Annotated in this window: 26 protein-coding genes and 5 tRNA genes; 22 read left to right on the forward strand and 9 right to left on the reverse strand. The window is 70.9% G+C overall.

The window, feature by feature from the left end:
- Positions 1-25 precede the first annotated feature (25 nt).
- Positions 26-1030 (reverse strand): LacI family DNA-binding transcriptional regulator, encoded by a 1005-nt coding sequence (locus ACIBH1_RS37160; RefSeq protein ID WP_397318722.1) that lies wholly within the window; start codon positions 1028-1030, stop codon positions 26-28.
- A gap of 207 nt (positions 1031-1237) precedes the next feature.
- On the opposite strand from ACIBH1_RS37160, the gene ACIBH1_RS37165 reads away from it, so the two are divergent.
- From ACIBH1_RS37165 to ACIBH1_RS37205, 9 genes are all read left to right on the forward strand, one after another.
- Positions 1238-2566 carry an ABC transporter substrate-binding protein gene (locus ACIBH1_RS37165; protein WP_397318723.1) on the forward strand — a complete coding sequence of 443 codons (1329 nt, stop codon included), beginning with the start codon at positions 1238-1240 and terminating at the stop codon, positions 2564-2566.
- A gap of 98 nt (positions 2567-2664) precedes the next feature.
- A complete protein-coding gene (locus ACIBH1_RS37170; RefSeq protein ID WP_397318724.1) occupies positions 2665-3618 on the forward strand; it encodes a carbohydrate ABC transporter permease in 954 nt (317 codons plus the stop codon).
- A complete protein-coding gene (locus tag ACIBH1_RS37175; protein WP_397318725.1) occupies positions 3615-4457 on the forward strand; it encodes a carbohydrate ABC transporter permease in 843 nt (280 codons plus the stop codon). The genes ACIBH1_RS37170 and ACIBH1_RS37175 overlap by 4 nt, the downstream gene beginning before the upstream one ends.
- A 34-nt stretch (positions 4458-4491) precedes the next feature.
- Positions 4492-6048, forward strand: coding sequence for a glycoside hydrolase family 43 protein (locus tag ACIBH1_RS37180; RefSeq protein ID WP_397318726.1), 1557 nt, complete (start codon positions 4492-4494; stop codon positions 6046-6048).
- A gap of 303 nt (positions 6049-6351) precedes the next feature.
- Positions 6352-6425, forward strand: a tRNA-Arg gene (locus tag ACIBH1_RS37185).
- Between the two features lie 12 nt (positions 6426-6437).
- Positions 6438-6510 (forward strand) — tRNA-Gln (locus tag ACIBH1_RS37190).
- A 16-nt stretch (positions 6511-6526) separates the two neighbouring features.
- Positions 6527-6584 (forward strand) — tRNA-Thr (locus ACIBH1_RS37195).
- A 22-nt stretch (positions 6585-6606) separates the two neighbouring features.
- Positions 6607-6680 (forward strand) — tRNA-Leu (locus tag ACIBH1_RS37200).
- 86 nt (positions 6681-6766) lie between these two features.
- Positions 6767-6838: transfer RNA gene (locus ACIBH1_RS37205), tRNA-His, on the forward strand.
- Positions 6839-6864: 26 nt separating this feature from the next.
- On the opposite strand, the gene ACIBH1_RS37210 is transcribed toward ACIBH1_RS37205, so the two are convergent.
- Positions 6865-7671: an SAM-dependent methyltransferase gene (locus ACIBH1_RS37210; protein ID WP_397318727.1), complete on the reverse strand. Its 807-nt coding sequence runs from the start codon at positions 7669-7671 to the stop codon at positions 6865-6867.
- Positions 7672-7843: 172 nt separating this feature from the next.
- Here ACIBH1_RS37210 and ACIBH1_RS37215 point away from each other — a divergent pair, with 172 nt between their 5' ends.
- Both ACIBH1_RS37215 and ACIBH1_RS37220 read left to right on the forward strand, forming a co-directional pair.
- Positions 7844-8281, forward strand: a complete 438-nt coding sequence (locus tag ACIBH1_RS37215; protein WP_397318728.1) for a hypothetical protein — start codon at positions 7844-7846, stop codon at positions 8279-8281.
- A 159-nt stretch (positions 8282-8440) separates the two neighbouring features.
- Entirely contained in the window at positions 8441-10690 is a 2250-nt protein-coding gene (locus ACIBH1_RS37220; RefSeq protein ID WP_397318729.1) for a catalase, read from the forward strand.
- 132 nt (positions 10691-10822) lie between these two features.
- Here ACIBH1_RS37220 and ACIBH1_RS37225 read toward each other — a convergent pair whose 3' ends face one another.
- Positions 10823-11170 carry a PRC-barrel domain containing protein gene (locus ACIBH1_RS37225; protein ID WP_397318730.1) on the reverse strand — a complete coding sequence of 116 codons (348 nt, stop codon included), beginning with the start codon at positions 11168-11170 and terminating at the stop codon, positions 10823-10825.
- Between the two features lie 242 nt (positions 11171-11412).
- On the opposite strand from ACIBH1_RS37225, the gene ACIBH1_RS37230 reads away from it, so the two are divergent.
- From ACIBH1_RS37230 to ACIBH1_RS37245, 4 genes are read left to right on the forward strand one after another with little or no spacing between them, the layout of a single operon-like run.
- Positions 11413-12336: an ABC transporter ATP-binding protein gene (locus ACIBH1_RS37230; RefSeq protein ID WP_397318731.1), complete on the forward strand. Its 924-nt coding sequence runs from the start codon at positions 11413-11415 to the stop codon at positions 12334-12336.
- Positions 12337-12350: 14 nt separating this feature from the next.
- On the forward strand, positions 12351-13103 hold the full coding sequence (locus tag ACIBH1_RS37235; RefSeq protein ID WP_397318732.1) for an ABC transporter permease: 753 nt from the start codon (positions 12351-12353) through the stop codon (positions 13101-13103).
- A 24-nt stretch (positions 13104-13127) separates the two neighbouring features.
- Positions 13128-14372: a sensor histidine kinase gene (locus ACIBH1_RS37240; protein WP_397318734.1), complete on the forward strand. Its 1245-nt coding sequence runs from the start codon at positions 13128-13130 to the stop codon at positions 14370-14372.
- Positions 14369-15022, forward strand: a complete 654-nt coding sequence (locus ACIBH1_RS37245) for a response regulator (protein ID WP_397318735.1) — start codon at positions 14369-14371, stop codon at positions 15020-15022. Before ACIBH1_RS37240 ends, ACIBH1_RS37245 begins: the two co-directional genes overlap by 4 nt.
- Before the next feature lie 15 nt (positions 15023-15037).
- Here the strand turns inward: ACIBH1_RS37245 and ACIBH1_RS37250 are convergent, their stop codons facing one another.
- Positions 15038-16222, reverse strand: coding sequence for a serine hydrolase domain-containing protein (locus tag ACIBH1_RS37250; protein ID WP_397318736.1), 1185 nt, complete (start codon positions 16220-16222; stop codon positions 15038-15040).
- A gap of 530 nt (positions 16223-16752) precedes the next feature.
- Between ACIBH1_RS37250 and ACIBH1_RS37255 the strand changes: the two genes are divergently transcribed.
- On the forward strand, positions 16753-16926 hold the full coding sequence (locus tag ACIBH1_RS37255; protein WP_397318737.1) for a hypothetical protein: 174 nt from the start codon (positions 16753-16755) through the stop codon (positions 16924-16926).
- Between the two features lie 2 nt (positions 16927-16928).
- Here the strand turns inward: ACIBH1_RS37255 and ACIBH1_RS37260 are convergent, their stop codons facing one another.
- The gene (locus tag ACIBH1_RS37260) at positions 16929-17417 is read right to left on the reverse strand and encodes a TspO/MBR family protein (protein ID WP_397318738.1); all 489 of its coding nucleotides are present in this window, start codon (positions 17415-17417) and stop codon (positions 16929-16931) included.
- A gap of 106 nt (positions 17418-17523) precedes the next feature.
- On the opposite strand from ACIBH1_RS37260, the gene ACIBH1_RS37265 reads away from it, so the two are divergent.
- On the forward strand, positions 17524-18216 hold the full coding sequence (locus ACIBH1_RS37265) for a DNA alkylation repair protein (protein WP_397318739.1): 693 nt from the start codon (positions 17524-17526) through the stop codon (positions 18214-18216).
- A 19-nt stretch (positions 18217-18235) separates the two neighbouring features.
- On the forward strand, positions 18236-19576 hold the full coding sequence (locus tag ACIBH1_RS37270) for a hypothetical protein (RefSeq protein WP_397318740.1): 1341 nt from the start codon (positions 18236-18238) through the stop codon (positions 19574-19576).
- A gap of 19 nt (positions 19577-19595) precedes the next feature.
- On the opposite strand, the gene ACIBH1_RS37275 is transcribed toward ACIBH1_RS37270, so the two are convergent.
- Positions 19596-19922 (reverse strand): hypothetical protein, encoded by a 327-nt coding sequence (locus tag ACIBH1_RS37275; RefSeq protein WP_397318741.1) that lies wholly within the window; start codon positions 19920-19922, stop codon positions 19596-19598.
- Here ACIBH1_RS37275 and ACIBH1_RS37280 point away from each other — a divergent pair.
- The 3 genes from ACIBH1_RS37280 to ACIBH1_RS37290 all read left to right on the forward strand — a co-directional run bounded on the left by ACIBH1_RS37280 (position 19914) and on the right by ACIBH1_RS37290 (position 22708).
- Entirely contained in the window at positions 19914-20489 is a 576-nt protein-coding gene (locus tag ACIBH1_RS37280) for a hypothetical protein (protein WP_397318742.1), read from the forward strand. The two genes, ACIBH1_RS37275 and ACIBH1_RS37280, sit on opposite strands and share 9 nt — an antisense overlap.
- Positions 20490-20553: 64 nt before the next feature.
- On the forward strand, positions 20554-21150 hold the full coding sequence (locus tag ACIBH1_RS37285) for an MBL fold metallo-hydrolase (protein ID WP_397318743.1): 597 nt from the start codon (positions 20554-20556) through the stop codon (positions 21148-21150).
- A gap of 109 nt (positions 21151-21259) precedes the next feature.
- Positions 21260-22708, forward strand: coding sequence for an alpha/beta hydrolase (locus tag ACIBH1_RS37290; RefSeq protein ID WP_397318744.1), 1449 nt, complete (start codon positions 21260-21262; stop codon positions 22706-22708).
- 12 nt (positions 22709-22720) lie between these two features.
- On the opposite strand, the gene ACIBH1_RS37295 is transcribed toward ACIBH1_RS37290, so the two are convergent.
- Both ACIBH1_RS37295 and ACIBH1_RS37300 read right to left on the reverse strand, forming a co-directional pair.
- Positions 22721-23383 carry a response regulator gene (locus tag ACIBH1_RS37295; protein WP_397318745.1) on the reverse strand — a complete coding sequence of 221 codons (663 nt, stop codon included), beginning with the start codon at positions 23381-23383 and terminating at the stop codon, positions 22721-22723.
- Entirely contained in the window at positions 23377-24456 is a 1080-nt protein-coding gene (locus tag ACIBH1_RS37300; protein WP_397318746.1) for a sensor histidine kinase, read from the reverse strand. The genes ACIBH1_RS37295 and ACIBH1_RS37300 overlap by 7 nt, the downstream gene beginning before the upstream one ends.
- Positions 24457-24615: 159 nt before the next feature.
- Here ACIBH1_RS37300 and ACIBH1_RS37305 point away from each other — a divergent pair, with 159 nt between their 5' ends.
- Entirely contained in the window at positions 24616-25395 is a 780-nt protein-coding gene (locus tag ACIBH1_RS37305; RefSeq protein WP_397318747.1) for a type II CAAX prenyl endopeptidase Rce1 family protein, read from the forward strand.
- A 104-nt stretch (positions 25396-25499) separates the two neighbouring features.
- On the opposite strand, the gene ACIBH1_RS37310 is transcribed toward ACIBH1_RS37305, so the two are convergent.
- Positions 25500-25826 (reverse strand): hypothetical protein, encoded by a 327-nt coding sequence (locus ACIBH1_RS37310; protein WP_397318748.1) that lies wholly within the window; start codon positions 25824-25826, stop codon positions 25500-25502.
- Between the last annotated feature and the right edge of the window lie 3 nt (positions 25827-25829).

Raw genomic sequence — 25829 nt, forward strand, 5'->3', positions numbered from 1 at the left:
CAATGTTTCGTGAAAGTTTCGCTCTTCACGAGGAGACAGTGCTCTCCCGGACGACCAGCCGAGTGGCCAGTTCCACGCGGAGCACGTCGGCGGGATCACCGTCGATGAGCCGCAGGAGCAGGCGGGCCGCCGTCGCGGCCATCTCCACGATGGGCTGGCGCACGGTGGTCAGCGGAGGGCTGACCCATCGGGCGACGGGGACGTCGTCGAAGCCGACCACGCTGACGTCGGCCGGCACGCGCAGCGACCGCTCGCGCAGCGCCTCGTAGACGCCGAACGCCTGCTGGTCGCTGGCGGCGAAGATCGCGGTGGGCGGTTGCCCAAGGTCGAGCAGCGCGGCGGCGTCCTCGTATCCCGACCGGTCCGTGAAGCGGCCATGGCGCAGATAGCCCTCGGGCACCGTCAGCCTGGCCCGGTCCATCGCCGCCCGGTAGCCGTCCGCACGCGCCTGGCTGCACAACAGGTCGCGGGGTCCGCCCAGGTGGGCGATGCGGGTGTGGCCGAGCCCGATGAGATGCTCGGTGGCGCTGAGGCCGCCCGCCCAGTTGGTGGCGCCGACGGCGGGGACGTCCGGGTCCACCTCCCCCACGGGATCGACGACCACGAACGGCACGCCCAGCGCGTCGAGCCGGGCACGCTGGGCGGGCGACAGCTCGGACACCACCAGGATGACCCCGTCGGAGCGGCGGGCCGCCAGGTTGTCCAGCCATTCCCGGGTGGCGGACGAGCGCCCGTGCACGGCGGAGACCACCATGCCGACGCCCGCCTGGTGGCAGACCTCCTCCGCGCCCCTGATGACCTCGGTCGACCATGCGCTGTCGAGCTCGTTGACCACCAGGTCGATCAGGCCGACCTCGCCGTGACGACGCGATCGGCGGCGTTCGTACCGGTGCCGCCGCAGCGCGGACTCCACCCGCGAGCGGGTCGCGGCCGACACGTCCGAGCGCCCGTTGAGCACCTTCGACACCGTCGCGACCGACACCCCGGCCTCTTCCGCGATGTCAGCGATCTTGACGCGTTCGTTCGCCACGCGCCCCCCTTCCCTGTCCGACGGGAGCCTATCTCGAAACTTTCGCAATCCCTACCTGACCAGCTTCGACCGTCGCCGTCACCAATCCGTGACGCCCGGACCTGCTCGACGGCCATTGACCGCCCTACGTCCCGGGGCTACCGTACTCGAAAATCTCGCGAAAATTTCGACACCATGTCGCGTGAGTTACCCGAGAGGAGCTGGGAGATGAGCGGAATCGCTACCCGCTTCGGCATGGCCGCCGGCCTGGCGGGCCTGCTGCTGGTCGCTGCCTGCGGTGGTGGCGGCGGAGCCACCGAGACCCCCGGCACCGGTCAGAGCGCGGCGGCCCCGGCGCCGGCGGAGAAGGTCGAACTGACCTACTGGCACTTCATCGACCAGACCAAGATGGTCGAGAAGTGGAACCAGACGCACCCTGACGTCCAGGTCACGTACGAGAGCCTGCCGTCGGACACCTACTTCACCAAGCTGCAGGCCGCGGTCAAGGCCGGCACCGCCCCCGACGTGGCACTGGTGGAGTACCAGATGATGAACACGATGATCGCCGCCGACGCGCTGGAGGACATCTCCGCCCACGTGCCCGCCGACCTCGGCGGCAGGTTCCCCGCCTGGGCCTGGCAGCAGTCCACCCAGGCGGAGAAGGTCTACGGCGTCCCGCAGGACATCGCGCCGATGGGCATGTACTACCGCGCCGACGTCTTCAGCAAGCACAAGATCGAGGTGCCGAAGACCTGGGAGGAGTACGCCGCGGCGGCCGAGAAGCTGCACCGCGCCGACCCCAAGGTCAGGATGGCGGTCTTCTCCCCCCAGCAGGCCGGCCAGTGGGCAGGTCTGACGTGGCAGAACGGCGCCAAGTGGTACACGCCGGAGAGCGAGGCCTGGAAGGTCACCCTCAACGACGACAGGTCCAAGCAGGTGGCCGACCTGTGGCAGCGCATGCTGACCTCCGGGGCCGTCGCCGACGGCGCCGACTTCTCCCCCGAGTGGGTCAAGGGCCTGACCGACGGCACCATCGCCACCTGGATCGCCCCGTCCTGGGCGCAGTCCTACATCAAGGGCTCCATGAAGAAGGCCGAGGGCACATTCAAGGTCGCCCCGATGCCCCAGTGGGCCGACGGCCAGAGCGCGGCGGGCAACTGGGGAGGCTCGGCCCTGTCGGTGCCCAAGGGCTCCAAGCACGCCAAGCAGGCCGCCGAGTTCATCACCTGGCTCAACACCGACCCCGACGCGGTGAACCTGGCGATCGACACCAACGGCATCTTCCCCGCCCTGGTCTCCGGGCAGAGCTCCCCAGCCTTCACCAAGGAGGACGCCTTCTTCGGCGGGCAGAAGACCCAGGAGGTCTTCCTCGCCGCCCAGCAGGGCGTCGACCCGGACTTCACCTGGGGCCCGAACATGACCACGGTCTTCGCGATGTTCAAGGACGAGTTCGGCAAGGCCGTCAACGGCCAGGGCACCCTGTCCGACGCCCTCGACCGGGTCCAGGCCCGTGCCGTGGAGGACATGCGCAAGCAGGGCTTCCCCGTCGCCGGGTAACGGCCGACCGCATCCCAGGCTTCCGTACGGCCGGACCCCGGCGCACCCGCCCGTGAACCGGCGGCCGGCCGTACGGGACACCCCATGAAGGAGTACCCATGAGCCAGGTGACGGCGACGCCGCGCCGTACGAGCTCTCCCCCGCTCGCATCCCGTCGCCGCAGGCCGCGGCGCATCGGGACGCGAGCCGTGCCCTACGTGATGGTCGCGCCGTTCGCCGCACTGTTCACGCTGTTCTTCCTCGTCCCCGTCGGAATCGCCGTCCACCAGAGCCTGCGCGGAACCGAGCGGTCCGGGCTGCTCGGCAAGCCGCGGGACGTCTTCGTGGGCCTGGCCAACTACGCCGAGGTCCTCACCGACCCGGGCTTTCACTCCGGCCTGTTGCGAGTGCTGGGCTACGTCCTGCTGACCATCCCGCTGATGCTCGTGCTGTCGGCCGGTTTCGCGCTCGCGCTGGACTCGGGCATCGTACGGCTGCGCCGCCTGCACCGGCTGGCGATCTTCCTGCCGTACGCGATCCCGGTCGTCGTGGCCACCCTGGTCTGGGGCTTCTTCTACCAGCCGGAGTTCAGCCCGATCGCCGGCGTGCTGCGCTCCCTCGGCCTGGCCACGCCCGACCTGCTCGAAGGCGGCGCGCTGCTCGGCTCGATCGCCAACGTCGCGGTCTGGCAGTGGACCGGATACAACATGATCATCCTGATCGCGGCGCTCCAGGCCGTGCCGGTCAGCGTCTACGAGGCGGCGCGGCTCGACGGCTGCGGAGAGCTCGCCCTCGCGCTGCGGGTCAAGCTGCCGATGCTGGTGCCCGCGATGTTCCTGGCCTTCGTCTTCTCCCTGATCGGAGCGTTCCAGCTGTTCAACGAGCCCGCCGTGCTGCGGCCGCTGTCCAGCAGCGTCACCGCCGACTACACGCCCAACCTGTACGCCTACTCCAAGGCATTCACCGATGCCCAGCCCGGCTACGCCGCGGCCATCGCCGTGGTGCTGGCCCTGGCGACCTTCGCCTTCTCGTTCGTGTTCCTGCGCGCCGGCCAGCGAAGGGGTGCCCTGTGAAGCGCCTCGGCCCGCCCCTGACGCAGCTCGTCCTGCTGGTCGCCACCGTGTACTTCCTGCTCCCGCTCGGCTGGGTGCTGATCAACGCCACCAAGGGCAGCGACGACCTGTTCAGCACGATCGGCTTCGCCTTCGGCGAGCGGTTCGCCCTCTTCGACAACCTCGCCCAGCTCGGCACCTACCAGCACGGCCTGTTCTGGCGCTGGATGGGCAACACCGTCCTCTACGCCGCGACCGGCGCCACGGTGGCGACCCTGCTGGCGGCCATGGCCGGCTACACCATGGCCAAGTACTCCTTCCGCGGCTCGCGCACCCTGTCGGTGCTGATCCTCGGCGCCGTCCTGGTGCCCAGCACCGCCCTGGCCCTGCCGCTGTACTTCCTCATGGTGGACCTCGGCCTGGACAACCACCCGCTCGCGGTGATCCTGCCCAGCTGCGTCAGCCCGATCGGCGTCTACCTGGCCCGCATCTACGCCGGATCGTCCGTCCCGAACGAGGTGATGGACGCGGCCAGGGTCGACGGGGTCGGGGAGTACTCCATCTTCTTCTCGATCTCCGCCCGGCTGATGGCGCCCGCCCTGGTCACCATCTTCCTGTTCCAGTTCGTCGCCATCTGGAACAACTTCTTCCTGCCGCTGGTGATGCTCAACGAGCGTGCCCTGTATCCCGTCACGCTCGGCCTGGTCGACTGGAACTCCACCCCGCCCTCCTCGGGCAACGTCATCTACCACCTGGTGGTCACCGGGGCGCTGGTCTCGGTCGTCCCTCTCGTGGCCGCCTTCCTCCTGCTGCAGCGCCACTGGCGGGCCGGCCTGGCGGCCGGAAGCATCACCGCCTGAACCCCGCGAATTCACCCAAGGAGATCGTCCCCGCATGCCCACCGCCGTCGCCACCAACCCGATCCTCCGCGGTTCCCACCCAGACCCGTCGATTGTGCGGGTGGGCGAGGACTACTACATCGCCACGTCGACCTTCGAGTGGCTCCCGGGCGTGCGCATCCATCACTCGCGCGACCTGGTCAACTGGCGCTGTCTCGGCGGCGCCCTGACCCGGGCCGAGCAGATCGACCTCACCGGCGTGCCCGACTCCGGCGGCGCGTGGGCACCCGCCCTGTCGTACGCCGACGGGCTGTTCTACCTCGTCTACACCGACGTGGAGAGCTTCGGCGGCTTCTGGGACACCCCCAACTTCGTCGTCACCGCCACCTCGCCGGAGGGTCCCTGGTCGGACCCGATCCCGCTGCACGCCCGCGGCTTCGACCCCTCGCTCTTCCACGACGACGACGGCCGCAGCTGGCTGCTGAGCAACCGCTGCGACTGGCGCCCCGGCATGCCCTGGGCCTCGGGCATCATCCTCCAGGAGTACTCCAGGACCGAAGGCAAGCTCATCGGCTCTGCCGAGGTCGTCTTCGAGGGCACCGAGGCCGGATACACCGAAGGCCCGCACCTCTACCGCCGGGACGGCTGGTACTACCTCGTCACCGCCGAGGGTGGCACGAGCTGGGACCACCAGGTCACCGTCGCCCGCTCCCGCTCCCTTCTCGGACCGTACGAGCCCGACCCGGCGGGCCCGGCGCTGACCTCCCGCCACGATCCGTCCCTGACGTTGCAGAAGGCCGGACACGCCAGCCTCGTCGACACCCCCGGCGGCGACTGGGCGCTCGTCCACCTGGCCGCCCGCCCCCTCACCCCTCGCGGCCGCTGCGTCCTGGGCCGCGAGACCGCAGTGCAGCGGGTGAGCTGGCCCGCCGGCGGCTGGCCGCGCGTCGAAGGGGGCGTGCCTTCCGAGGTCGTACGGCTGCCGCTCGAATCCCGCCCGTGGCCCGGCGAGGACGAGGGCTGGACGAGCACCGTGTGGAGCACTTTGCGCCGCCCCGCCTCCGCGGACTGGGCGATGGTCAGCGACGATCACCTGCGCCTGCTCGGCGGCCAGTCCCCCTGGTCGAGGGTACGGCCCAGCCTGATCGCGCGGCGGGCCTCCGCCCTGCGATGCAGCCTGGCCGTCCCGGTCGGCTTCGCCCCCGAGAGCTTCCAGCAACTGGCCGGGGTCACCGCCTACTACAACAGCCGGAACTGGTACCTGCTCGCCGTCACCCGGCGCGAGGGCGTCGGCCGCTGCCTGGAACTGCTGGCCAGCGACCGGGGCGACATCAGCACCCCGGCGGGCGCCCCCGTCCCCCTGCCCGGCGCCGGGCTCGTCCACCTGCGAGCCGAGCTGGACGGCGCCGAACTGCGCTTCTCCCACTCGGCCGACGGGCAGGCATGGACCACGCTTCCCGCCGTGCTGGACGCCGGGATCCTCTCCGACGACTACGCGACGGAAGGTCGCGAATGGGGATTCACCGGCGCCTTTCTAGGCGTGTGGGCCATCGACCTCACCGGCGGCGGCGCCCCCGCCGACTTCGGCCGTCCCGTTCACATTAATGAGTAGCCCATTCGCGGGCTTTGGAGTTACCGTGAGAAAGGTAAGGCGCGGGAATCAACCGCGTTCGGGATGAACCCGGCCGCCGGGGAGGAGAAGCCGTGAAGAACGAGGCCACGTCGACGCAGTCGCGATCCGAGCATCGGCGCTGCCGACTGCAGTCCGGCAATGTCCTCCTCTCCTGGCAGGCGCTCGGGTAGCCCCATCGTCAAGGGACCACCCAGAAGCCGCCGGAGAAATTCTCGGGCGGCTTCTTCCCTTTTCCGACGGAAAATAAAACCCCACAGGGAAAGGCACGAGAAAGCGCCACTCACCCGCATGGCTCAGTGGATCAGAGCGCCTGGCTACGAACCAGGAGGTCGCAGGTTCGAATCCTGCTGTGGGTACGCACGACGCGGTCCGGGAAGCCGTGCTGGCTCGGCAACGGGGCTTTGAACCCCGCCTGCGCAGGTTCGATCCCTGCTCCCGGAGCTCGCCTCGCCCTTGAGGTCCTAGGGGCGAGGACACCGCCTTGGTAGGGCGGAGCGGCGGGTTCGACTCCCGCCGCCCACTCTCGCAAGGAATCTCGCCGCTCTAGCCCAACGGCAGGAGGCACCGCGCTCAGGACGCGGGCAGTCTGGGTTCGAATCCCAGGGGCGGCACGCATCACCAGGTCTCGAAAAATCGTCGTCGAGTCCCGCCACCGGAGCCAGAGAAGATCCGGCCCCGGCCGCTCGTGGTGATCGTGGTGATCGTGGTGTAGAGGCAGCACGCCAGGCCGTGAACCTGGACGGGACCAGTTCGAATCTGGTCGATCACCCTCAAGCCCGAGCCGTGACGTGGCGGTCAGGGCTTCCTGGCCACCGCACCGTGCGCGTCGATGGGCCTGGCACTGTTCTCGTTGTGCCAGTGGGTGATGGGCCGCAGACCGGGCTCCACCAGCTCCAGCCCGTCGAAGATGCTCCCGAGCTCCTCCAGCGAGCGCAGGTAGTACGGCACCGCGCCGCTCTCCTCGAGCTGGTCGGCGCCCTCGCTGACGGCCTGGCCGGTGTTGGTGCCGTCCCACAGCACCAGGTAGCTGCCCGACGGCACGGCGGCCATCACCCGCGTGACGATCGACCGCATCTCCTCCAGGTCGGCGATGTAGCCGAGCACCCCCATGAACATCACCCCGATCGGCCGGGTGAAGTCGAGCACGTTAGCGGCGTCCTCGATGATCTGCTCGGGCTGGTGGTAGTCGCCGTCCACGTAGGTGGTCACCCCTTCGGGGGTGGTGTTGCGCAGCAGCGCGCGGGCGTGGACGAGCACCAGCGGGTCGTTGTCGACGTAGACGATGCGCGACTGCGGGGCGATGCCCTGGGCGATCTCGTGGGTGTTCTGCATCGTGGGCAGTCCGGTGCCGATGTCGAGGAACTGGTCGATGCCGGCCTCACCGGCCAGGTAGCGCACGACGCGGTGCAGGAACGTCCGCGATTCCGCGGCCATCCTCACGATCTCCGGATACACCCGGGCCACGGCGTCACCGGCGGCGCGGTCGGCCTCGAAGTTGTCCTTGCCGCCCATCCAGTAGTTCCACATCCTCGCGGCGTGGGGGACCTCGGGCTTGATCTTGGCGGCTAAGTCTGTGCGGGGGTTGGCGTCGTCGACGGACATGCGCTGACTCCTGGAGGAGGAGGATTCCGGGGCACGAAGATCGTATCGCCTGTATCACTTCTTCCTCATCGCCATCCTCAAGGTGACAGTCGGACGAATCGGTCATCTTCTCCCCCATCGAGGGCAGAGGGAGCGATGAACACCAGATGTCCCTTTCAGGAGGCGAACGTTCATGGCCCGCCCGGCCGCCCGCGACCGCGAAACGATCCAGGAGGAGCGCGACACCTTCGACCTCTTCGACAGCGACCACGACGGCCGCCTCTCCCCCGAGGAGCTGCTGCTCGGTCTGACCGTCACCGGCCAGCTCATCACCCTCGGCGACATCGACTTCCTCATCGGCCTCACGCCCGGCGAACACGAGCGGGGCATCTCCCGCCCGGCGTTCGAGAGCCTCCGCCGGCGGGCGCCCTCGCCGTTCTACGGCGAGCTCCTGTACTCGCGCTTCGACAAGCCCGTGGACGCCGAGGCGCTGCGCACCTATCTCCTCTCCCACGGCATCGACGTCTCCCGCGAGCGGGTCGCGGCCTTCCTGCGCAACCTCCATCCCGAGGAGCGTGAGGTGCTGCCGCGGGAGGTCTTCGAGGCTTTTGTCAGGCGTTATCGCCGGTAGAGCTCGCCATGTCTGGGTAGTGCCCCTCCTGTCACGATTCGGGAGGGATGTTGTCACACACAGTGACGAACAGGGCGGGCGTGACCCGCTGCGGCTCGACGACCGAGGACGAGCCCATCCACGCGCTCAGCCATTAGACGACACGGGGGGACCATTCACATGGCCGAAGAGACCAATCCGGTGACCAGGGCCATCGACAAGGTGATCGACGCCGTGGCCGACCGCGGAACGGCGGGCGAGATCCCGGGCCGTCCGGGCGCCGAGCCGCCGAACGTGGCCGAGCCCGTGGAGCCGCGCGAGCCGCTGCCGCCCAAGCCCGACCAGCACGGCCCCGACCCGCTCACGGCCACCGGCCAGCCGTCCGGCGAGAGCGCCGAGACCAGGGCGCAGGGCGGTCCGTTCCTGACCACGGCGACCGGCACGCGGCTGCCCGACACCGACCACTCGCTCAAGGCCGGGCCGCGCGGCCCGACGCTGCTGCGCGACCACCACCTGCGCGAGAAGATCACCCACTTCGACCACGAGCGCATCCCCGAGCGGGTCGTCCACGCCCGCGGCGCCGCGGCCCACGGCGTGTTCGAGGCGTACGGCACGGCCGCCACCATCACCAAGGCGGCCTTCCTGGCCAAGGACGCGCGCACGCCGGTGTTCGTGCGCTTCTCCACGGTGCTCGGATCGCGCGGCTCGGCCGACACGGTGCGCGACACCCGCGGCTTCGCGACGAAGTTCTACACCAGCGAGGGCATCTTCGACCTGGTGGGCAACAACATCCCAGTCTTCTTCATCCAGGACGGGATCAAGTTCCCCGATGTCATCCACGCGGGCAAGCCGCATCCCGACCGCGAGATCCCGCAGGCGCAGAGCGCGCACGACACCTTCTGGGACTTCGTGAGCCTGCACACCGAGGCGACCCATCACACGATCTGGAACATGTCCGACCGGGGCATCCCGCGCTCGTACCGGATGATGGAGGGCTTCGGCGTCCACACCTTCCGCCTGGTCGCCGCCGACGGCGGCACGGTGCTGGTGAAGTTCCACTGGAAGCCGAAGGCGGGTGTGCACTCGCTGGTGTGGGAGGAGGCGCAGCTGCTGGGCGGGGTCGACCCCGACTTCCACCGGCGCGACCTGGCGGACGCCATCGAGGCCGGGGCCCATCCGCAGTGGGAGCTGGGGGTGCAGGTCTTCCCTGACACGCCTGAGCAGACCTTCGAGGGCATCGACCTGCTCGACCCGACGAAGATCGTGCCGGAGGAGCTCGCACCGGTGCAGCCGATCGGGCTGATGACGCTCAACGCCAACCCGGTCAACTACTTCGCCGAGACCGAGCAGGTCGCCTTCCACGTCGGGCACCTGGTGCCGGGCATCGACGTGAGCGACGACCCGCTGCTGGCCGGGCGGCTGTTCTCGTATCTCGACACCCAGCTGAGCCGGCTGGGCGGGCCGAACTTCAACCAGCTGCCGATCAACCGCACGCACGCTCCGGTCAACGACATGCTGCGTGACGGCATGCACCAGAGCGCCGTGCACGCCGGGGCCGCGCCGTACCGGCCCAACTCGCTCGACGGCGGGTGCCCGTTCCACGCGCCGGACGGCTACGTCGAGGTGCCCGTCCCGGTGGAGGCGGCGCCGCGCGGACGGCTCTCGCCGGCCTCCTTCGACGATCATTTCAGCCAGGCGCGCCTGTTCTGGCTGAGCCTGTCGCCGGTGGAACGCGAGCACGTGATCGCGGCCTACACCTTCGAGCTGAGCAAGGTCTACGAGCAGGCGATCAAGGAGCGGCAGCTCCTGGTGCTGGCCCGGATCGACCCGGTGCTGTGCCGCGAGGTGGCCGCCGGGCTCGGCCTGCCCGCGCCCGACGGCGCACCCGAGGGCAACCCGGCGGCCAGCCCGGCCTTGTCGCAGGTGGGCCGGACGTGGCCGACCGCGGGCCGGATCGTCGGCATCGTGGCGGGCCCCGACCTCGACGCCGTCAGGACCGTACGGCAGGCGGTGCTCGACGGCGGCATGGTGCCGCTCATCATCGCGCCCACCGGCGGCGTGCTGCCGGGGCCGGGAGAGCCGGTCACCGTGCAGCGCACCTTCGCGGCGGCACGGTCGGTGGAGTTCGACGCGATCCTCGTCGCGGGCGCGCCGGAGCCGGGCGCCGACGCGCAGGGCGCCCGCGACGCCAAGGCGGGTGTGAGCGGCACGGTCGATCCGAGGGTCGTGCTGCTGCTCAACGAGGCCTACCGGCACGCCAAGCCCCTCGGCGGCTGGGGCGCCGCCCAGGAGGCGTTCACCGCGGCCGGCATTCCCGCGTCGGCGCCGGGGGTGGTCACCGCGGAGTCGGCCACCGCCGTACTGGAGAAGGTGACCGGGCTGCTGGCCGTTCACCGGGTGTGGGAGAGGTTCCCGAGCACCCTCGCCTGACAGCCGACCGCCCGGGTGAGCGTTTCACGCTCACCCGGGCTGGCGTTCCTGGTTCATGCTCATCCCCGTCACGAAAGGCGAAAGGCCCGCCCCCGGCCTCCCGAACCGGACGGCGGACCCTTCGCCACCCGCCTACAGCGGCTGGTCGTAGCGACCGTAGTAGTCGCCCACCTGCTGCCGGTAGGCCGAGTCCTTGTAGGTGTCGGCGTCGAACTCAGGAGCGTTCTTGATCTCTTCCTTGGTGCGAGAGAGGAAGACCTTGCGCTCCTGCGGGTCGATCCGGGTGATCGTGCCCGCGGGCATGACGACCTTCTTGCCGAAGATCCAGAACCCGGTGTCGACGACGATGTAGTTCTCCCCGACGGTGTCGCTCTGCTCGTCCACCGACCCGATCTTTCCGTCGGTGGCCTCGACGTCGAACCCGATCAGGTCGACCCCGGCGCCGGTCACTTCCGGGCGGTAGTTCCACGGCTCAGTCATATGGGTGATCCTCTCTGTTCGGTGTTGCGGTGGTTCGGCTACCCACGCTGACGTCGTCAAACGTCTCGGTGCCGCCAGCCCGCCTCCACCGATCGGTGGAGGGTCACCCACCACCTGGCCAGGCCGCGAATTCCGCCTCCCGATCCCCCGGTCCCGACGACCGGCCGATGGTGGCCCGGCGGGCGTCGTAGCAGCCTGGAGACATCCCGATCGCCGGGAAGACCGCCAGGAAGGACAGCACCATGCCGCCCGTCATCGAGGTTCGCCACCTGCACAAACGCTACGCCGACAAGATCGCGGTCGACGACGTCTCCCTCACCGTCCAGGAGGGCGAGATCCTCGGCGTCCTGGGCCCCAACGGCGCCGGCAAGACCACGACCGTCGAGTGCATCGAGGGGCTGCGCGTGCCCGACCGCGGCACGATCGAGGTGCTCGGCCTCGACCCCCGGCGCGACCGGGCCGAGCTGACCCGGCAGCTCGGCGTGCAACTGCAGGCCGGGCAGCTGCCGGAGCACCTGCAGGTCGCCGAGGCCCTGGAGCTGTACAGCAGCTTCTACCCCGACCCTGTCGACTGGCGCACCCTGATGGACGGCCTGGGCCTGGGCGAGAAGGCCAGGACCAGGTACGGCAAGCTGTCCGGCGGCCAGAAGCAGCGGCTGTCGATCGCGCTGGCGCTCATCGGCTCGCCCCGGGTGGCCATCCTCGACGAGCTCACCACCGGCCTGGACCCGCAGGCCCGGCGCGACACCTGGGAGCTGATCGAGGGGGTGCGCTCGCGCGGCGTGACGATCGTGATGGTCACCCACTTCATGGAGGAGGCCGAGCGTCTGTGCGACCGGGTGGCGCTCATCGACGCCGGCCGCGTCGTCGTGGTCGACACCCCGGCCGGGCTGACAGAACGGGCCGGCATCGAGCACCGCATCAGGTTCCGCCCCTCCGCGCCGCTGGACGAGCGGCTGCTGACCGCCCTGCCCGAGGTGTCGGGCCTGACCCGCCGGAGCGAGACGGTCGTCGTCACCGGCACCGGCGACGTCCTCAACGCCGTCACCGCCGTCCTGGCCCGCAACCGCATCGTGGCCCAGGGGCTTCGGGTGGAGCAGGCGAGCCTGGAGGACGCCTTCGTCCGCCTCACCGGCACGAACCCCGGCACCTCGCCCACCTCCTGAAGGGAACCTTTGTCATGTCGATCTCCCAATCCGCCACGCCGCGGCTGATCAAGGCCGAGCTCAAGCTCTCCGTGCGCGACAAGGTCGGCCCCATCTGGGGCGTCGTCTGCCCGCTGGTGGTCCTGATCATCCTGGGCAGCGTCCCCGCCCTGCGCGAACCGGTCGAGCCGGGCAGCCCGCTGGCCGTCTTCGACGTCTACGTCCCGGTCCTGGTCCTGTTCAACCTGGCCATCATGGCCCTGACCGCGCTGCCGAACACGCTGGCGGGATACCGAGAGAACGGCGTGCTGCGGCGCATGCGCACCACGCCGGTCGGCCCGGTCCGCCTGCTGGCCGCCCAGCTGGTGGCCAACCTGTGCATCGCCCTGGCGGCGATGGTGCTGTTCCTGGCCGTGGCCTGGGCGGGCTTCGGGGTACGGCTGCCGCAGCACGCGGCCGGCTTCGCGGTGAGCTGGGTGCTGGCGGCGCTCGCCCTCATGTCGATGGGGCTGCTGGTCACCGCGCTCATCCCGGGGCGCGGCGCGGCCTCGGCCGCCGGGACGGTGCTGTTCTTCCCGCTGATGTTCTTCGCCGGGCTCTGGGTGCCGATCGCCCAGATGCCGCCGCTGCTGCAGGACATCAGCCGCTTCACCCCGCTCGGGGCGGGCATGCGGGCCTTCCAGGACGCCTACCTGGGCCACTTCCCCTCCGCGGCGCCGCTGCTGACGCTGGCCGCCTACGCCGTGGGGTGCGCGCTCGTCGCGGTCCGCGGCTTCCGCTGGGAATAGACTCGGGCCGGAAGGAGCGGATCTTTGAGCAGCCAGCCCCCCGAGCAGCAGCCTCCGGCTCTTCTCGTCACCGCGGTGCCGTACACCCTGCTGGCCGGCATGACGATCTTCACTCTGCTCGACGAGCCGGAGCCCGGCGACTCCCCGATGGTGGTCCTGGCCCTGTGCGCCGCGGCCGCGCTGTGGATGTTGCTGATGTTCACGCTGCGGCCGTCCTGGCGGCGGCGGCCCGCGCTCATGGGCGTCTTCTTCGCCGGGCTGCTGGCGATCACCGCGCTGCTGGTGGCGTACGACCCCGCGTTCGGCCTGTTCACCCCCGCCCCCTACATCTACGCCTTCACCATGGTGCCCTGGCCGTGGCGGCTGCCGGCCGTTTCGGCCACCGCGGTGGTGGCGGGTTCCGCCCAGGCCTCCGGGGTGCCGACGGCGACGGGCGGCGGGGTGGTGCTGGTCGCGGTCATCATCGTCGTCAACATCGCGCTCATGGGCGGCACCGCCTGGGTGCTGTGGCTGGCCGAGCAGGAGCGGGCACAGCGCGAGCGGGCCATGGCCGAGCTGGGCCGGGCCAACCGGCTGCTGGAGGCCTCCCTGACCGAGAACGCCGGGCTGCAGGCCCAGCTGCTGGCGCAGGCCAGGGAGGCGGGGGTGCTGGACGAACGCCAGCGCATGGCACGCGAGATCCACGACACGCTGGCCCAGGGACTGACCGGGATCATCGCGCAGTTGCAGGCTGCCGAGCAGATGCACGAGGTGCCGGCACCGTGGCGGCGGCCGTTCGAGGCGGTCAAGGGGCTGGCGCGCGAGAGCCTGGCCGAGGCCCGCCGCTCGGTCGACGCCCTGCGTCCCGAGCCGCTGGAGAACGGGCGGCTGAGCGAGGCGCTGTCCGAGGTCGTGCGCCGCTGGTCGAAGGTGAACGGGCTGGCCGTCCAGGTGACCACGACCGGGACGGTCCTGCCGATGGCGGCCGAGGCGGAGTTCGCGCTGCTGCGCACCGCCCAGGAGGCGCTGGCGAACGTGGCCAAGCACGCCGTGGCGAGCCGGGCGGGGGTGACGCTGTCCTACCTGGAGCGCGAGGTGGCGCTGGACGTGCGCGACGACGGCAGGGGCTTCGACCCGGACGGGGCGAAGGGCGCGGGATTCGGGTTGACCATCATGCGGCAGCGGATCGAGGGCCTGGGCGGCACGCTGCGGATCGAGTCGCGGCCCGGTTCGGGCACCGGCGTGTCGGCCTGCGTCCCCGCGCAGCAGGCTCCGGGGAGCGACCGATGAACGAACGGCCGATCCGCCTGGTGATCGCCGACGACCACCCCGTCGTCAGGGACGGACTGGCCGCCATGTTCGCCTCCGCGCCGGGCTTCGAGGTGCTGGGCCAGGCCGCCGACGGCGCCGAGGCCGTCCGGCTGGTCCAGCGGCTGCGACCCGACGTGGTGCTGATGGACCTGCGCATGCCGGGCATGGACGGGCTGGGCGCGATCACCGAGCTCAACCGGCTGGGGGTGACGGCCCGCGTTCTGGTGCTCACCACCTACGACAACGACAGCCACGTCCTGCCGGCGATCGAGGCGGGCGCCACCGGCTACCTGCTCAAGGACTCCCCGCGCGAGGAGCTGCTGCGCGGCGCGCGCGCCGCGGCCAGGGGCGAGACGGTGCTCTCTCCCACGGTCGCAGCGCGGCTGCTCAGCCGCATGAGAAGCCCGGCGCCGCAGCTGCTGAGCCAGCGCGAGCTGGAGGTGCTGCAGCTGGTGGCTGCGGGCAACACCAACCGGGAGGCGGCCGACCGGCTGTTCATCACCGAGGCGACGGTCAAGAGTCACCTGCTCAACCTGTACGCCAAGCTCGGGGTGAAGGACCGCGCCGCCGCCGTCACGGAGGCGTTCAACCGGGGCCTGCTCGTGCCGCGCGACCCCGGCCGGCCCTGACCGGGCGCCGGATCGTCACTTGCCGCGTGACTGGGGCGGGCAGAACTCCGCCTCCAGCACGGCCTTCGACATGTCGAGCGAGTTGCGCTCCCCGTACTTGTCGACGGTCACATTGCTGGCGATCATGCGCTTGGCGTCCCGGCTGCCCATGGCGAAGGAGAAGCCTCCGGTGATGGCGCCGCCGATCCCCCAGACGTCGACCCCGCACGCCAGCTTCCACGAGAAGACGCCCGTGCCGTACGTGGTGTCGTGGATCCAGGTGTCCTTCCAGGTGCCGTCCGGCAGCCGGACCCCGGTCTTGACCATGGTGAACATCTCCCGCTGCTGGGCGGGCGGCAGCAGCTTGCCGCGCAGCAACGCGGCGGCGAAGCGGTGGAGGTCGCCGGTCGTGGAGACCACGCCGCCGGCCGCCCAGCCGGTGGTGGGGCTCTGGTCGGTCACGTCGTAGACCTTCGCGTCGGCGTCGGCGACGAACAGGGTCGAGTAGTGCCGGGGGTGAGGGCCGCGGATCTTCGTCTCCTTACCCGGCAGGTACGTCCCGGTCAGGCCCAGGGGGCGCACGATCCGCCGCTCGATCTCGCCGGCGAGGGTCCTGCCGGTGACCTTCTCGACGATCATCCCGGCGAGGATGTAGCCGGTGTTGGAGTACACGAAGCCGTCGCCCGGGGCCTCGAAGGAGCGGGGGTTGCGCAGGCCGATCTTCACGAGCTGCTCCGGCGTGTAGGCGTCGTAGCGGTGCTCCAGCCAGGCGGGGCCGGAGAACTTGGCGAACTCCTCCTTGTCGTTGCCGTAGTTGAAGATCCCGCTGGTGTGGTTGAGCAGATGCCGGACGGTGATCACGCCGGCGTCGTTGCCGTTGCCCTTGACCAGGCCGGGAAGCCACTTCTCCACGCTGTCGTCGAGGCTCAGCTTCCCTTCCGCCTCCAGCTGCAGGACAACCGTGGCGGTGAACGGCTTGGCGGCGCTGCCGATGCGGAACCGCTCCTGCGCATGCCGTTTGCGCCCGGTCCGCAGGTCGGCCACGCCCGCGGAGCCGTACCACCGCCCTTGGGAGTCACGAACCTCGGCCACCATGCTGGGCGCACCGCCCGTGGCCACGGCGTCGTCGAGCGCTTGCTGGACCTGGGGGTGACCGGGTGCGGCGGTCGTGGCTCCCGTCAGGGCCAGGGCGGCGATGAGGAGTCCGGCTGTGGTGGGCATGTCGAATCCCTTCACTGAATTCGCGATAGTACGTGTTCGGTGATGGCCAAACGCTACTTTGCCTTTGCATATTGCGCAACTGATTTCCTCACTTAAATAGGCTATTTGCAATGACAATGCCACTAAAGCAAGACGGTCCTTGCAATGAATGTCGTCGAACGCAAGAGGAGCCCGCACTGCTGCGTCGTTAAGCGCCATGAGTGAGGGCAGGCGCCCGCATCACCGAGCAGCACCCCGACGAGCGTGTGGCCTGGGAATGGTCACCTTCCACCGGCTCGACCAGAACCACACCCGGGTCACCCTGCAGATGGACACCGATCCCGAGGGCCTGGCCGAGAACGTCGCCGACGCCGTCGGCCTGCTGTCCCACCGCGTCAAGGGCAGCCTGCGGCGCTTCGGCGTGTTCGTCGAGAAGCGCGGCGGCGAGACCGGCGCCCGGCGGGGCGAGGTCGACGGCCCCCCCGTGGCGTGCCGGCTGGGCCTGCCGGTCTCCATGCTGCGCAGCCGCGCCACGCCGAAGGCTGTGGTCCTTGTGGTCACAGGCGCGGGCCACCGGCTCCGTCACGGCGCTGCGCGCCGCCCGTACGGCTTACGCGACGGTGCTCGCGGCCGGACCCGGCTGGACCGGCACCCGCCTGCCCGCGGACGTCGTCCACGTCACCGATCTCAGGCAGGCCCTCGCCCGGGTCACGGCGGCACGCTGAGGTCAACGCTCCGGGTTGCGGGCGACGATCGAGGCGTTCAGGGCGGTGGCGAAAGCCGTCCAGGCCGTGTACGGCACCAGCGCGAGGCCGGCACGGCGGTCGGTGCGCAGGAAACGGCGCACGAGGTCGGCGTTCGACAGGTTGAGCACCGCGACGTCGGCCAGCGCCAGCCGGGGCGCTCGCGCGCCGAAGAACAGCGGCGTCCAGGCGGCGTTGAGCGCCAGGTTGAGGAAGTAGGCACGCTTGAGCGCGGCGCGGTTGTCATCGTCCGTGGCCTCGGTGAAGGCGCGGGCGCCGGCATAGGCGATGAGCCCGTACAACGGCGTCCAGACCAGGCCGAAAGCCTGCGAGGGCGGCTGCCAGCGCGGTTTGCGCAGCTTGCGGTACCACGCCGAGTCGGCGCTGGTGGACAGGCCACCGAGCACGGCCGCCGCGGTGACCGCGGCGCCCGTCTTCAGCAGCTGGCGGGCGAACGATCGTTGCTGTCCCATTCCCGCCCCCTACCCACCGGACGAAGGAAGGACCCGGCGGGTGCCGCGCCCCTACGATGGGACCGCCCGATCTGATCAAGCAGTCCGGGAGGACGCCGTGCCGGCCATGACCGCTGACGACTTCGTGCGGCGCCTGGTCGCGCTGGCTTCGCCGGAGGAGCGCGAGAAGATCCAGCGCTACTTCTCCGACGGCGTGAGCGGCGCCGTCGGGGTGCGGATGGGCCAGGTGTTCGGCCTGGCCAAGGAGTTCGTGGACCTGCCCCCCGCCGAGCTGAACACCCTGCTGGACAGCCCCATCAGGGAGGCCAGGGTCGGGGCGCTCAGCATCATGGACAAGCAGGCCCGCCTGAAGCGCACCACCGAGGAGCGCCGCAGGGAGCTGTTCGAGCTCTACCTGTCCCGCATGGACGTCATCGACAACTGGGACCTGGTCGACCTGGCCGCGCCCTGGGTGATCGGCCGCTACCTGGAGGGCAAGCCCCACGACGTCCTCGACGACCTGGCCCGCTCGGCCAATCCCTGGGAACGCCGCACCGCCGTCTACGCCGCGCTCTACTTCACGCGGCTCGGCGACACCGACGACATCTACCGGCTGGCGCACGTGCTCGTCTCCGACCCCCACGAACTGGTGCAGAAGGCCGTCGGCGGAGTGCTGCGGGAGGCGGGCAAGAAGGATCGCCCGCGCCTGCTGGAGTTCCTCGGCCGCCACGCCGCCGTCATGCCGCGCACCATGCTGGCCTACGCGACGGAACACCTTTCGGCGGAGGAGAAGGCGGCCTACCGTGCTGCCCGCACCTGACCCCCGAAGGATCGCACCCATGCCAAGCAGCACGAAGATCTGGGCCATCGCGGCGGCCGCCGCGGGAACGCTCGTCCCGGTGGCCACCGCCATGCGACTGGGCTGGGCCCAGGCGACCCTCGTCCCCAGCCGCATCGAGTGGGGCCTGTCCTCGCTGGTGCCCACGATGATCCCGGTGATCGCCGTCATCGCCGGGCTCCTCCTGATCCGCTGGTGGTCGTGGTTACTGGCCGCGGGAACGCTGTTATGCCTCCCCATGACGGCGGCCCTGTTCCTGCCCTCGCTCGCCGGGCACACCAGCGTCTACTCCTTCGCCCAGGCCGGTGGGGCCCTGGTGCTGGTCGCGGTGCTGGGCGCGGCACAGGAGCTGATGACGCAGGGGGAACGTGCCTGGGCCGCCACGATCGCGGGCAGCGCGGTCGGGGCCGGGGTCGTGGCGGCCGCCCTACTCGGCGCGACCTGGCTGCGCTCCGATCCCGGGCTCGCGTACGTGGCGGCCGTGCCCGCCTTGCTCGCGGTCATGGCGGCGGTCCTCGCCGTGGTCCTGCACCCCGGCGCCGCCGCGTTCCGCCCTTCCGCCAGGCTGACCGTGCTCGGCTCGCTGGCCGCGCTCCTGGCCTTCGTCCCGGCGCTGGCCACGCCGGAGCGGATCAGCTCGGTGCTCGACATCTCGCTGGACTCCTTGGGCCGCCGGCCGTACATCCTGGTCGCCGTCATCGGCCTGGCCATCCTGGCGGCCGCCGCGCTGCTGGCGGCGATCACCGGCCCGTGGTCGGGGCCGAGCACGGCCGGTGCGGCGCTGGTGCAGGTGGGCGTCGTCGTGCCCCTGCTGCTGACGTCCGCGTCCGTCGCCTACCACCCCTGGTACGGCACGCTGACCGCACTGGCCGGCTTCGCCGCAGGATGCGCGGCGGGCGCCTCTCGGTGGCGGACACAGCTCGCGGTCACCGGGGGCGTCCTGTGCGCCCTGCTCCTGCTGCTCGCCCTGGCCGCGACGGGCGGCGACCCCGAGAAGGTCGTCTCGGCCGCCTGGATCCCCGGCGGGCTGCTGCTCGCCCTGCTCGTAGCCACCGTGACCTGCACGGTGGCCTCCTGCGCCGAACCGGCCGCGGCCCGTGGCGGCCTGCCCGCCGTCCTCGGCCCGATCGCGGGCGCGCTGGTGATCGGCGGCAGGTACGTCTCGCCCCTGACGCAGCTCGACGGCGGCGAACCCTCCTCCGGCCGGCTCGGCGGCAGCGGTCATCTGGAGATCTCCGCCGGGCTGTTGCTCGCGGCCGCCCTGGTGGTGGCGGGCCTCGGCCTCGCCGCGACCTGGCACCGCAGCAGATCGCAGGCACAGCCCGGCCAAGAGCGGCCCTAGCGCCGCCGGTCGGCGGGTGTCACGGGCGGAGCTTCAGGTCGCGCAATCGCTGCGCCGCCTGCTGGGGCGTCAGTTGTGCACCTTCCAGGAACGCCTGCCGGAAGTCGGGCCGCGGCAGCGTGGCGGTCACCGCGTCCGTGATCCGGTCGACGTCGCTGTGCTCGCCCGGCGGCAGCGGTGCACGGACCGCGCGGCGGGCGGCGTCGGCGGCGGCGGCGGCGGCGAGCGACGGATCTCCCCTCAGCTCGGCGAGGAAGCCGCACTCGGCCAGGCCCATCACCGCGTGCACCTCGCCGTACACGAAGCCCTGCTCGGCCGACAGCTGCCTGGCCTGCTCGTGCAGCACGGCGCCAACGGCTACCTGCTCCACCAGTTCCTGGCCGCCTCCACCAACCGCCGCACCGACGCCTACGGCGGCCCGGCCGGCAACCGCATGCGCTTCGTGCTGGAGGTCGTGAGCGCCGTGGCGGCGGCGATCGGCCCCGAGCGGGTCGGCCTGAGGCTCTCACCTGGCGTGACGGCCAACTCCATGCGGGAGGACGACATCGACGAGCTCTACCCCGCCCTCGTCGGCGAGCTGGCCGGCAGCGGCCTGGCCTACCTGCACGTCGTGTTCGCCGACCCGGAGCAGCCGTTGTTCCAGCGCATCCGTCGCGACTGGCCGGGGTCGCTGATCGCCAACCCGGCCCTGCCGTGGCCCGGCCCCCTCCCCGCCGACGGCGGCCGCGAGGCGGGCGAGAAGCTGCTGGCCGCGGGAGCCGACCTGATCTCCCTCGGCCGCGCCTTCCTGGCCAATCCGGACCTGGTGACGCGGTTGCGCGTGGACGCGCCCCTGAACGAGGTGCGCGGGCGGCACCTGATGTACACGGGCGGCGAGACCGGCTACACCGACTATCCGCCGCTGAGGCCGTAATCCTGCGAATATCGGCCCTCCGGCCACTTGTCGCCCGATGCGGGCGCTCCTCATCCTGCTCTCCATGAACATCGACGACGGCGCGGCCTACACGATCCTTCACGAGGGGTACGGCGACGACGCCGTGGCCAGCACGGTCGGCTACGTCGAGCACGGCGCGGTCCGCGCCGTGCTCGACCCCGGCATGGTCCGCCACCGCTCCCTCATCCTGGACCCGCTGCGCGAGCTGGGCCTCAGGCCGGAAGACATCACCGATGTGATCTTCAGCCACCACCACCCGGACCACACGCTCAACGCGGCCCTGTTCCCCGAAGCCCGCTTCCACGACCACTGGGCCATCTACCACGGCGACCGCTGGACCTGGCGCGACGCCGAGGGCTACCGCCTGACCGACGCCATCGTGCTGACCCGCACCCCTGGCCACACCAACGAGGACATCACCACCCTGGCCGGGACACGGGACGGCGTCGTCGCCTTCACCCACGCGTGGAACACCGCCACGTCGGAGGGCGACCGCCACGCGGTGGACCTCGACGCCCTTCACGCCAGCCGGAGGCGTCTGGTCTCGATCGCCACCACGATCGTCCCCGGCCACGGTCCCGCTTTCGCGGCGGAGCAGTGGACCAGCCGGGCGCGAACCGCGGGCTCGGAGCCGTCGTAACCGATCGGCCCCTGCTCCCACGCCCGCCTCCGCGATGGGACCCCGGTCCCTCGCGCACCTCCGCCCGCCGCCCGATGCATCCCGGCACCGAGACGGAGAACCTGGAGGCATGATCAGAACGATGGCCGTCGCCGCGGCCCTGGGACTCACCCTCGCCTGGGCCGTACCCGTGGCCGCGCGCGCCGCCGCCCCACCGCCACCCGTCGCCTGGACCCCCTGCCCGGAGAACCCCGCCGTCGAATGCGGCACCGTCGAGGTGCCCGTCGACTGGGCCCGGCCTCATGGCCCGACCCTTCAGGTGGCCCTGGCCCGCCGCAAGGCCACCCGCCCCGACGCACGGATCGCCTCCCTGGTGATCAATCCCGGAGGTCCGGGCGGATCCGGCGTGGACACCGTCCTGGCCGGAGGGCCGTTCAGCACCCATCTGACCGAACGCTTCGACCTCGTCGGCTTCGACCCTCGCGGCGTCGGGCGCAGCCACCCCGTCGTGTGCTCGCCCGACCTGCTGGCCGCCGTCCCCACCGCCCTCGACAACCAGGCCGACTTCGACCGATGGCTCGCCTACAACCAGCGGCTCCGCGACGACTGCCGGGCTCGCACCGGCGAGCTGTACGACCACGTCGACACCCTCAGCGTCGTGCACGACCTCGACGCCATCCGCCAGGCCCTCGGCGAGCACAAGCTGACCTTCTACGGCGTCTCGTACGGCACGCTGATCGGCCAGCAGTACGCCGAACGTTTCCCCCGCCACGTCCGCGCCCTGGCCCTGGACAGCAACGTCGACCACAGCCTCGGCATCCACGCCTTCCTCGACACCCAGGCCGCCTTCGTCCAGGACTCCTTCGACGAGTTCGTCGCCTGGTGCGAACGCGACAGCGCCTGCGCGCTCCACGGCCAGCCGGTGCGTGACATCTGGGCCGGCCTGCTGTCGCGCGCGGAGGAAGGCACCCTTGCGGATCCCTCCGCCCCTGGCCGGCCCCTGACACCGATCGCCCTCATCGGCACCGTACGCATCCTGTTCTACGGTCCCCAGTGGCGAGAACTGGGCGACTATCTGCGGGCGCTACGCGACGACGGCAGCAGCCCGCCCGCCGTGAAGAGCCTCCAGGAGACCCCGTTCCCCGCCCAGGCGATCCTCTGCCGGGACTGGTCGCTGCCCGTGCGCTCCTACCGGGAGTGGGCCGCGCACCTCCAGCGCATGAGAAGCATCGCCCCGGACATGCGCTACTCCGCCCTGGCCGTGAACTTCGTCGCGATCTGCCTCGGCCACCCCGGCCCGGTCACCAATCCCCAGCATCGGCTCCGCGTCCGCGGCAGCGCGCCGATGCTCCTCGTCAACGCCCTGCACGATCCCGCCACCGGCCACGAGTGGGCCGCGAACGTCAGCGAGCAACTCGGCGACCGGGCCGTCCTGCTGACCTACGAAGGGTGGGGACACGCCGCCTACCATCGCGGTCCCTGCGTCACCCGAGCCGTCGACGACTTCCTGACCTCGCTCGTCCTGCCCCCACGCGAAACTCGCTGCCCCGCCGTACCCCCCACGACCGGCCCGCTCTGAGCACACCGGCCTCTACTCGCCCGGGACGATCAGGCCCGCCTCGTACGCCACGATCACGGCCTGCGCCCGATCCCGCGCCCCCACCTTCGCGAAGACGCTGGTGATGTGGTTCTTCACCGTGGACGGCGACAGAGCCAGAGCCCTGGCGATCTCGACGTTCGACAAGCCCCGGCCGATGGCCACCAGAACCTCGCGCTCACGCTCGCTCAGCCGGGCCGCCACCCCCCGGCCGCCGGCCCGGCGCGGACCGCCGGCCCGGACGAACCTGCCGATCAGCCGCGTCAGCAGACGCGGCGCCACCACGGCCTCGCCGGAGTGCACCAGCCGCACCCCCTCGACCAGGTCCTCCGGCGAGATGTCCTTCGGCAGGAACCCGGAAGCACCCGCACGCAACATGCTCACGACGTGCTCGTCCAGGTCGTACATGCTCAGCGCCAGCACCCGGACCTCAGGCGCCGCCGCCGTGATCCGCTCCGTGGCCGCGACCCCGTCGACGCCGGGCATGTGCACATCCATCAGCACCACGTCAGGCCGCAGCTCCGCGCACAACCGCACCGCCTGCTCACCCTCACCCGCCTCCCCCACCACCCGCATGTCCGGCTGGGCGTCCACGATCATCCCGAACCCCTTGCGCACCAGCAGCTGATTGTCCACGACGAGCACCTCGATCAGCATCCGGCCTCCTCCAGCGCGACGACAGGCAGCCGGGCGTGCACCCGGAACCCGCCCTCGGGCCGCGGGCCGGCCGACAACAGCCCGCCGCACAACTCCACCCGCTCCGCCATGCCCCGCAGACCGAAACCGCCGCGACCACGCGCCCTCGGGCCGGGCCCGTCGTCGACGACCTCCACCTCGACGCCATGCGGCAGGTACGACAGCCGCACGCGCACCGGCGCGCCCGGCGCGTGCTTCCGTGCGTTGGTCAACGACTCCTGGACGAGCCGGTACACCGCGTGGTCGACGGCCGCCGGAAGCCGCACCGGCTCGCCGTCGACCTCCAGGGTGACGGGCGCCCGCGCCTGCTCCACCAGCGAAGCCACCCCCGCCGCGCCGCCGGCCGCGCCGGATTCCGCGTCCTCATCGGCCCTCAGCACGTGCAGGAGCTGACGCATCTCGGTCATCGCCTCGCGAGCGGTGCGCTCGGCCGTCACGAACGCCTCCTCCGCCGCCGCCCGATCCGTCGCCATCGTCGTACGGCCCGCGCCGACCAGCACGTTGATCACCCCGATGTGGTGGGCCACCACATCGTGCAGCTCCCTGGCGATGCGGCGCCGCTCGGCCGCCACCGCCCTCCCCGCAGCCCGACGCCTCGCGCGTTCCAGCAAGGCATGCCGCAGGCGCACCAGCCCCCCGGTCCCCAGCGCCGCGAGGATCTGCGCGAGCTGCCCCACCGGATTCACCGGATCGACCGCCACGGTCGCGACCAGGTATCCGGCCGCCACCGCCGGGCCCGTCAGCCATGCCCGCCCACCATGACGGCCCAGACTGTACGAGGCGATCGTCGCCGCCGCTCCCGCCAGGAGCGGAGCGCTCCCGCCCGCATCGACGATCGCCGCCGCAGCCGCCAGGTCCGCGCCCAGCGTGACCACCGTCACCAGGAGCGGCCTCACCCGCCGCACCAGCAGCATCGCAGCGGCCGCGACCAGCCCCGCGAGCGCGTACCACGGCCCGGACAACGTGACCATGACGATCGAACCGGCCAGCACCGCCAGACCCGCGTCGACCCCCCGGCTCGCCTCAAGACGCATGCCTCAGACGCTACCCAGGCGCCGCCACCGCCGGAAGATCGAACGCCGCCCACCTCACCTGGCAGCCTTGCCCGGATGCGATTCCATCCTGACGGGCGGCCCCGGGTTCACCCGTTCGGGTGAGGCAGGACCGATCGGGCCCGGCAAAGCTTCGACACTGTGCGCTTCCTACGACCCACAGACGTCCCCTGGTTCTTCGCGATCGCCGTCCTGCTGTGTTTCGCGCTGTCCGTCCCCATGGTCTTCCGGCTCGTCCCGACAGACCTCAACAACCTGATCACCCCGATCCTGCAACTCACCCCGCTGCTCGCAGCGATCATCATGTGGCTCGCCCGGCGCCCCGGCACCTTCCGCGAGACGTTCGCCACCGGCTGGCGCGGCACCCCCAAATGGGCCGGCATCGGCATCGGCCTCATCGCCGCGATCGCCGCGACCCAGACCGCCGTCGCCCTGGCGCTGGGCATCTGGCAGCTCAACCCGCTCGACCAGATCCTCGCGGCGACCATTTGGATCGTCCCCGTCTTCCTCATGCAGTCGGTCTTCGCCATCGGTGAGGAGTTCGGCTGGCGCGGCTGGCTGGCGACACGCGCCGCGTCATGGGGATTCTGGCCGCTGGCCCTCGTCAGCGGCCTGGTCTGGATCGTCTGGCACCTGCCGGTCCTCGCCGTCATCGGCGATCGGCCCACCTGGGACATCGTCATCTACTTCGCCGGCATGCTGCCATGGGCGCCGCTGCTGCTCGCGCTCCGCTGGCAGTCGGGCAGCGTCTGGCCCGCGGTCCTGACACACGGGGCGATCAACAGCGTCCGCGTGTACCTGCTGCAGTCCGTCCCCAGCGCGACGGACCACCTGCTCATCGAAGTGATCGGCTGGGTTCTCACGCTCGCCGCCGCCGTATGGCTGGTGCGCCCGCGCCGGACACAGCCGCGCCCGCGCTGACCGCAGCGCTCACCTGGCCAGCGGGCACGAGGGTCCGAACTCAGCGATGTCCGCGCCCTCGTGTCCCTGAATCCTCAGCTGAGGATTAGCTCGCCTTCACCAGGTCAGCAACTGTAGATCCGGTCGCCGGTGGGTGAGCCGGCGTAGGAATACATGAACGTCTTGATGCTGCCGCCGCTGACTGTGTACGGCCCTGAATCCGGCCAGAGCGGGATGTCCACGCAGAAGGATTTCGACGTGGAACAGTGATTGCGGACTTTCACGTAGTGTCGCGATCTTTCGGTGTACCAGCGCGACACGGTCACGCAGGCAGCTGAGGCGCTGACCTCCGATGATTCCGCGACCGACGCCTGAGCGGGCGCCAACCCGCCCACGAATACGGTCGTGGCGATGAGTCCGCCGGCCAGGATGCCGATTCTGCGCTTTCTCATTTT

Origin of the sequence: Nonomuraea sp. NPDC050663, from assembly GCF_044456985.1 — a bacterium.
Classification (GTDB): Bacteria; Actinomycetota; Actinomycetes; order Streptosporangiales; family Streptosporangiaceae; genus Nonomuraea.

Bases quoted from the DNA above. Each gene is read 5' to 3' on its own strand.
- ACIBH1_RS37165 (WP_397318723.1), top strand. From the start codon at position 1,238: ATGAGCGGAATCGCTACCCGCTTCGGCATGGCCGCCGGCCTGGCGGGC.
- ACIBH1_RS37170 (WP_397318724.1), top strand. From the start codon at position 2,665: ATGAGCCAGGTGACGGCGACGCCGCGCCGTACGAGCTCTCCCCCGCTC.
- ACIBH1_RS37180 (WP_397318726.1), top strand. From the start codon at position 4,492: ATGCCCACCGCCGTCGCCACCAACCCGATCCTCCGCGGTTCCCACCCA.
- ACIBH1_RS37210 (WP_397318727.1), bottom strand. From the start codon at position 7,671: ATGTCCGTCGACGACGCCAACCCCCGCACAGACTTAGCCGCCAAGATC.
- ACIBH1_RS37215 (WP_397318728.1), top strand. From the start codon at position 7,844: ATGGCCCGCCCGGCCGCCCGCGACCGCGAAACGATCCAGGAGGAGCGC.
- ACIBH1_RS37220 (WP_397318729.1), top strand. From the start codon at position 8,441: ATGGCCGAAGAGACCAATCCGGTGACCAGGGCCATCGACAAGGTGATC.
- ACIBH1_RS37225 (WP_397318730.1), bottom strand. From the start codon at position 11,170: ATGACTGAGCCGTGGAACTACCGCCCGGAAGTGACCGGCGCCGGGGTC.
- ACIBH1_RS37230 (WP_397318731.1), top strand. From the start codon at position 11,413: ATGCCGCCCGTCATCGAGGTTCGCCACCTGCACAAACGCTACGCCGAC.
- ACIBH1_RS37235 (WP_397318732.1), top strand. From the start codon at position 12,351: ATGTCGATCTCCCAATCCGCCACGCCGCGGCTGATCAAGGCCGAGCTC.
- ACIBH1_RS37245 (WP_397318735.1), top strand. From the start codon at position 14,369: ATGAACGAACGGCCGATCCGCCTGGTGATCGCCGACGACCACCCCGTC.
- ACIBH1_RS37250 (WP_397318736.1), bottom strand. From the start codon at position 16,222: ATGCCCACCACAGCCGGACTCCTCATCGCCGCCCTGGCCCTGACGGGA.
- ACIBH1_RS37260 (WP_397318738.1), bottom strand. From the start codon at position 17,417: ATGGGACAGCAACGATCGTTCGCCCGCCAGCTGCTGAAGACGGGCGCC.
- ACIBH1_RS37265 (WP_397318739.1), top strand. From the start codon at position 17,524: ATGACCGCTGACGACTTCGTGCGGCGCCTGGTCGCGCTGGCTTCGCCG.
- ACIBH1_RS37270 (WP_397318740.1), top strand. From the start codon at position 18,236: ATGCCAAGCAGCACGAAGATCTGGGCCATCGCGGCGGCCGCCGCGGGA.
- ACIBH1_RS37285 (WP_397318743.1), top strand. From the start codon at position 20,554: ATGAACATCGACGACGGCGCGGCCTACACGATCCTTCACGAGGGGTAC.
- ACIBH1_RS37290 (WP_397318744.1), top strand. From the start codon at position 21,260: ATGATCAGAACGATGGCCGTCGCCGCGGCCCTGGGACTCACCCTCGCC.
- ACIBH1_RS37295 (WP_397318745.1), bottom strand. From the start codon at position 23,383: ATGCTGATCGAGGTGCTCGTCGTGGACAATCAGCTGCTGGTGCGCAAG.
- ACIBH1_RS37300 (WP_397318746.1), bottom strand. From the start codon at position 24,456: ATGCGTCTTGAGGCGAGCCGGGGGGTCGACGCGGGTCTGGCGGTGCTG.
- ACIBH1_RS37310 (WP_397318748.1), bottom strand. From the start codon at position 25,826: ATGAGAAAGCGCAGAATCGGCATCCTGGCCGGCGGACTCATCGCCACG.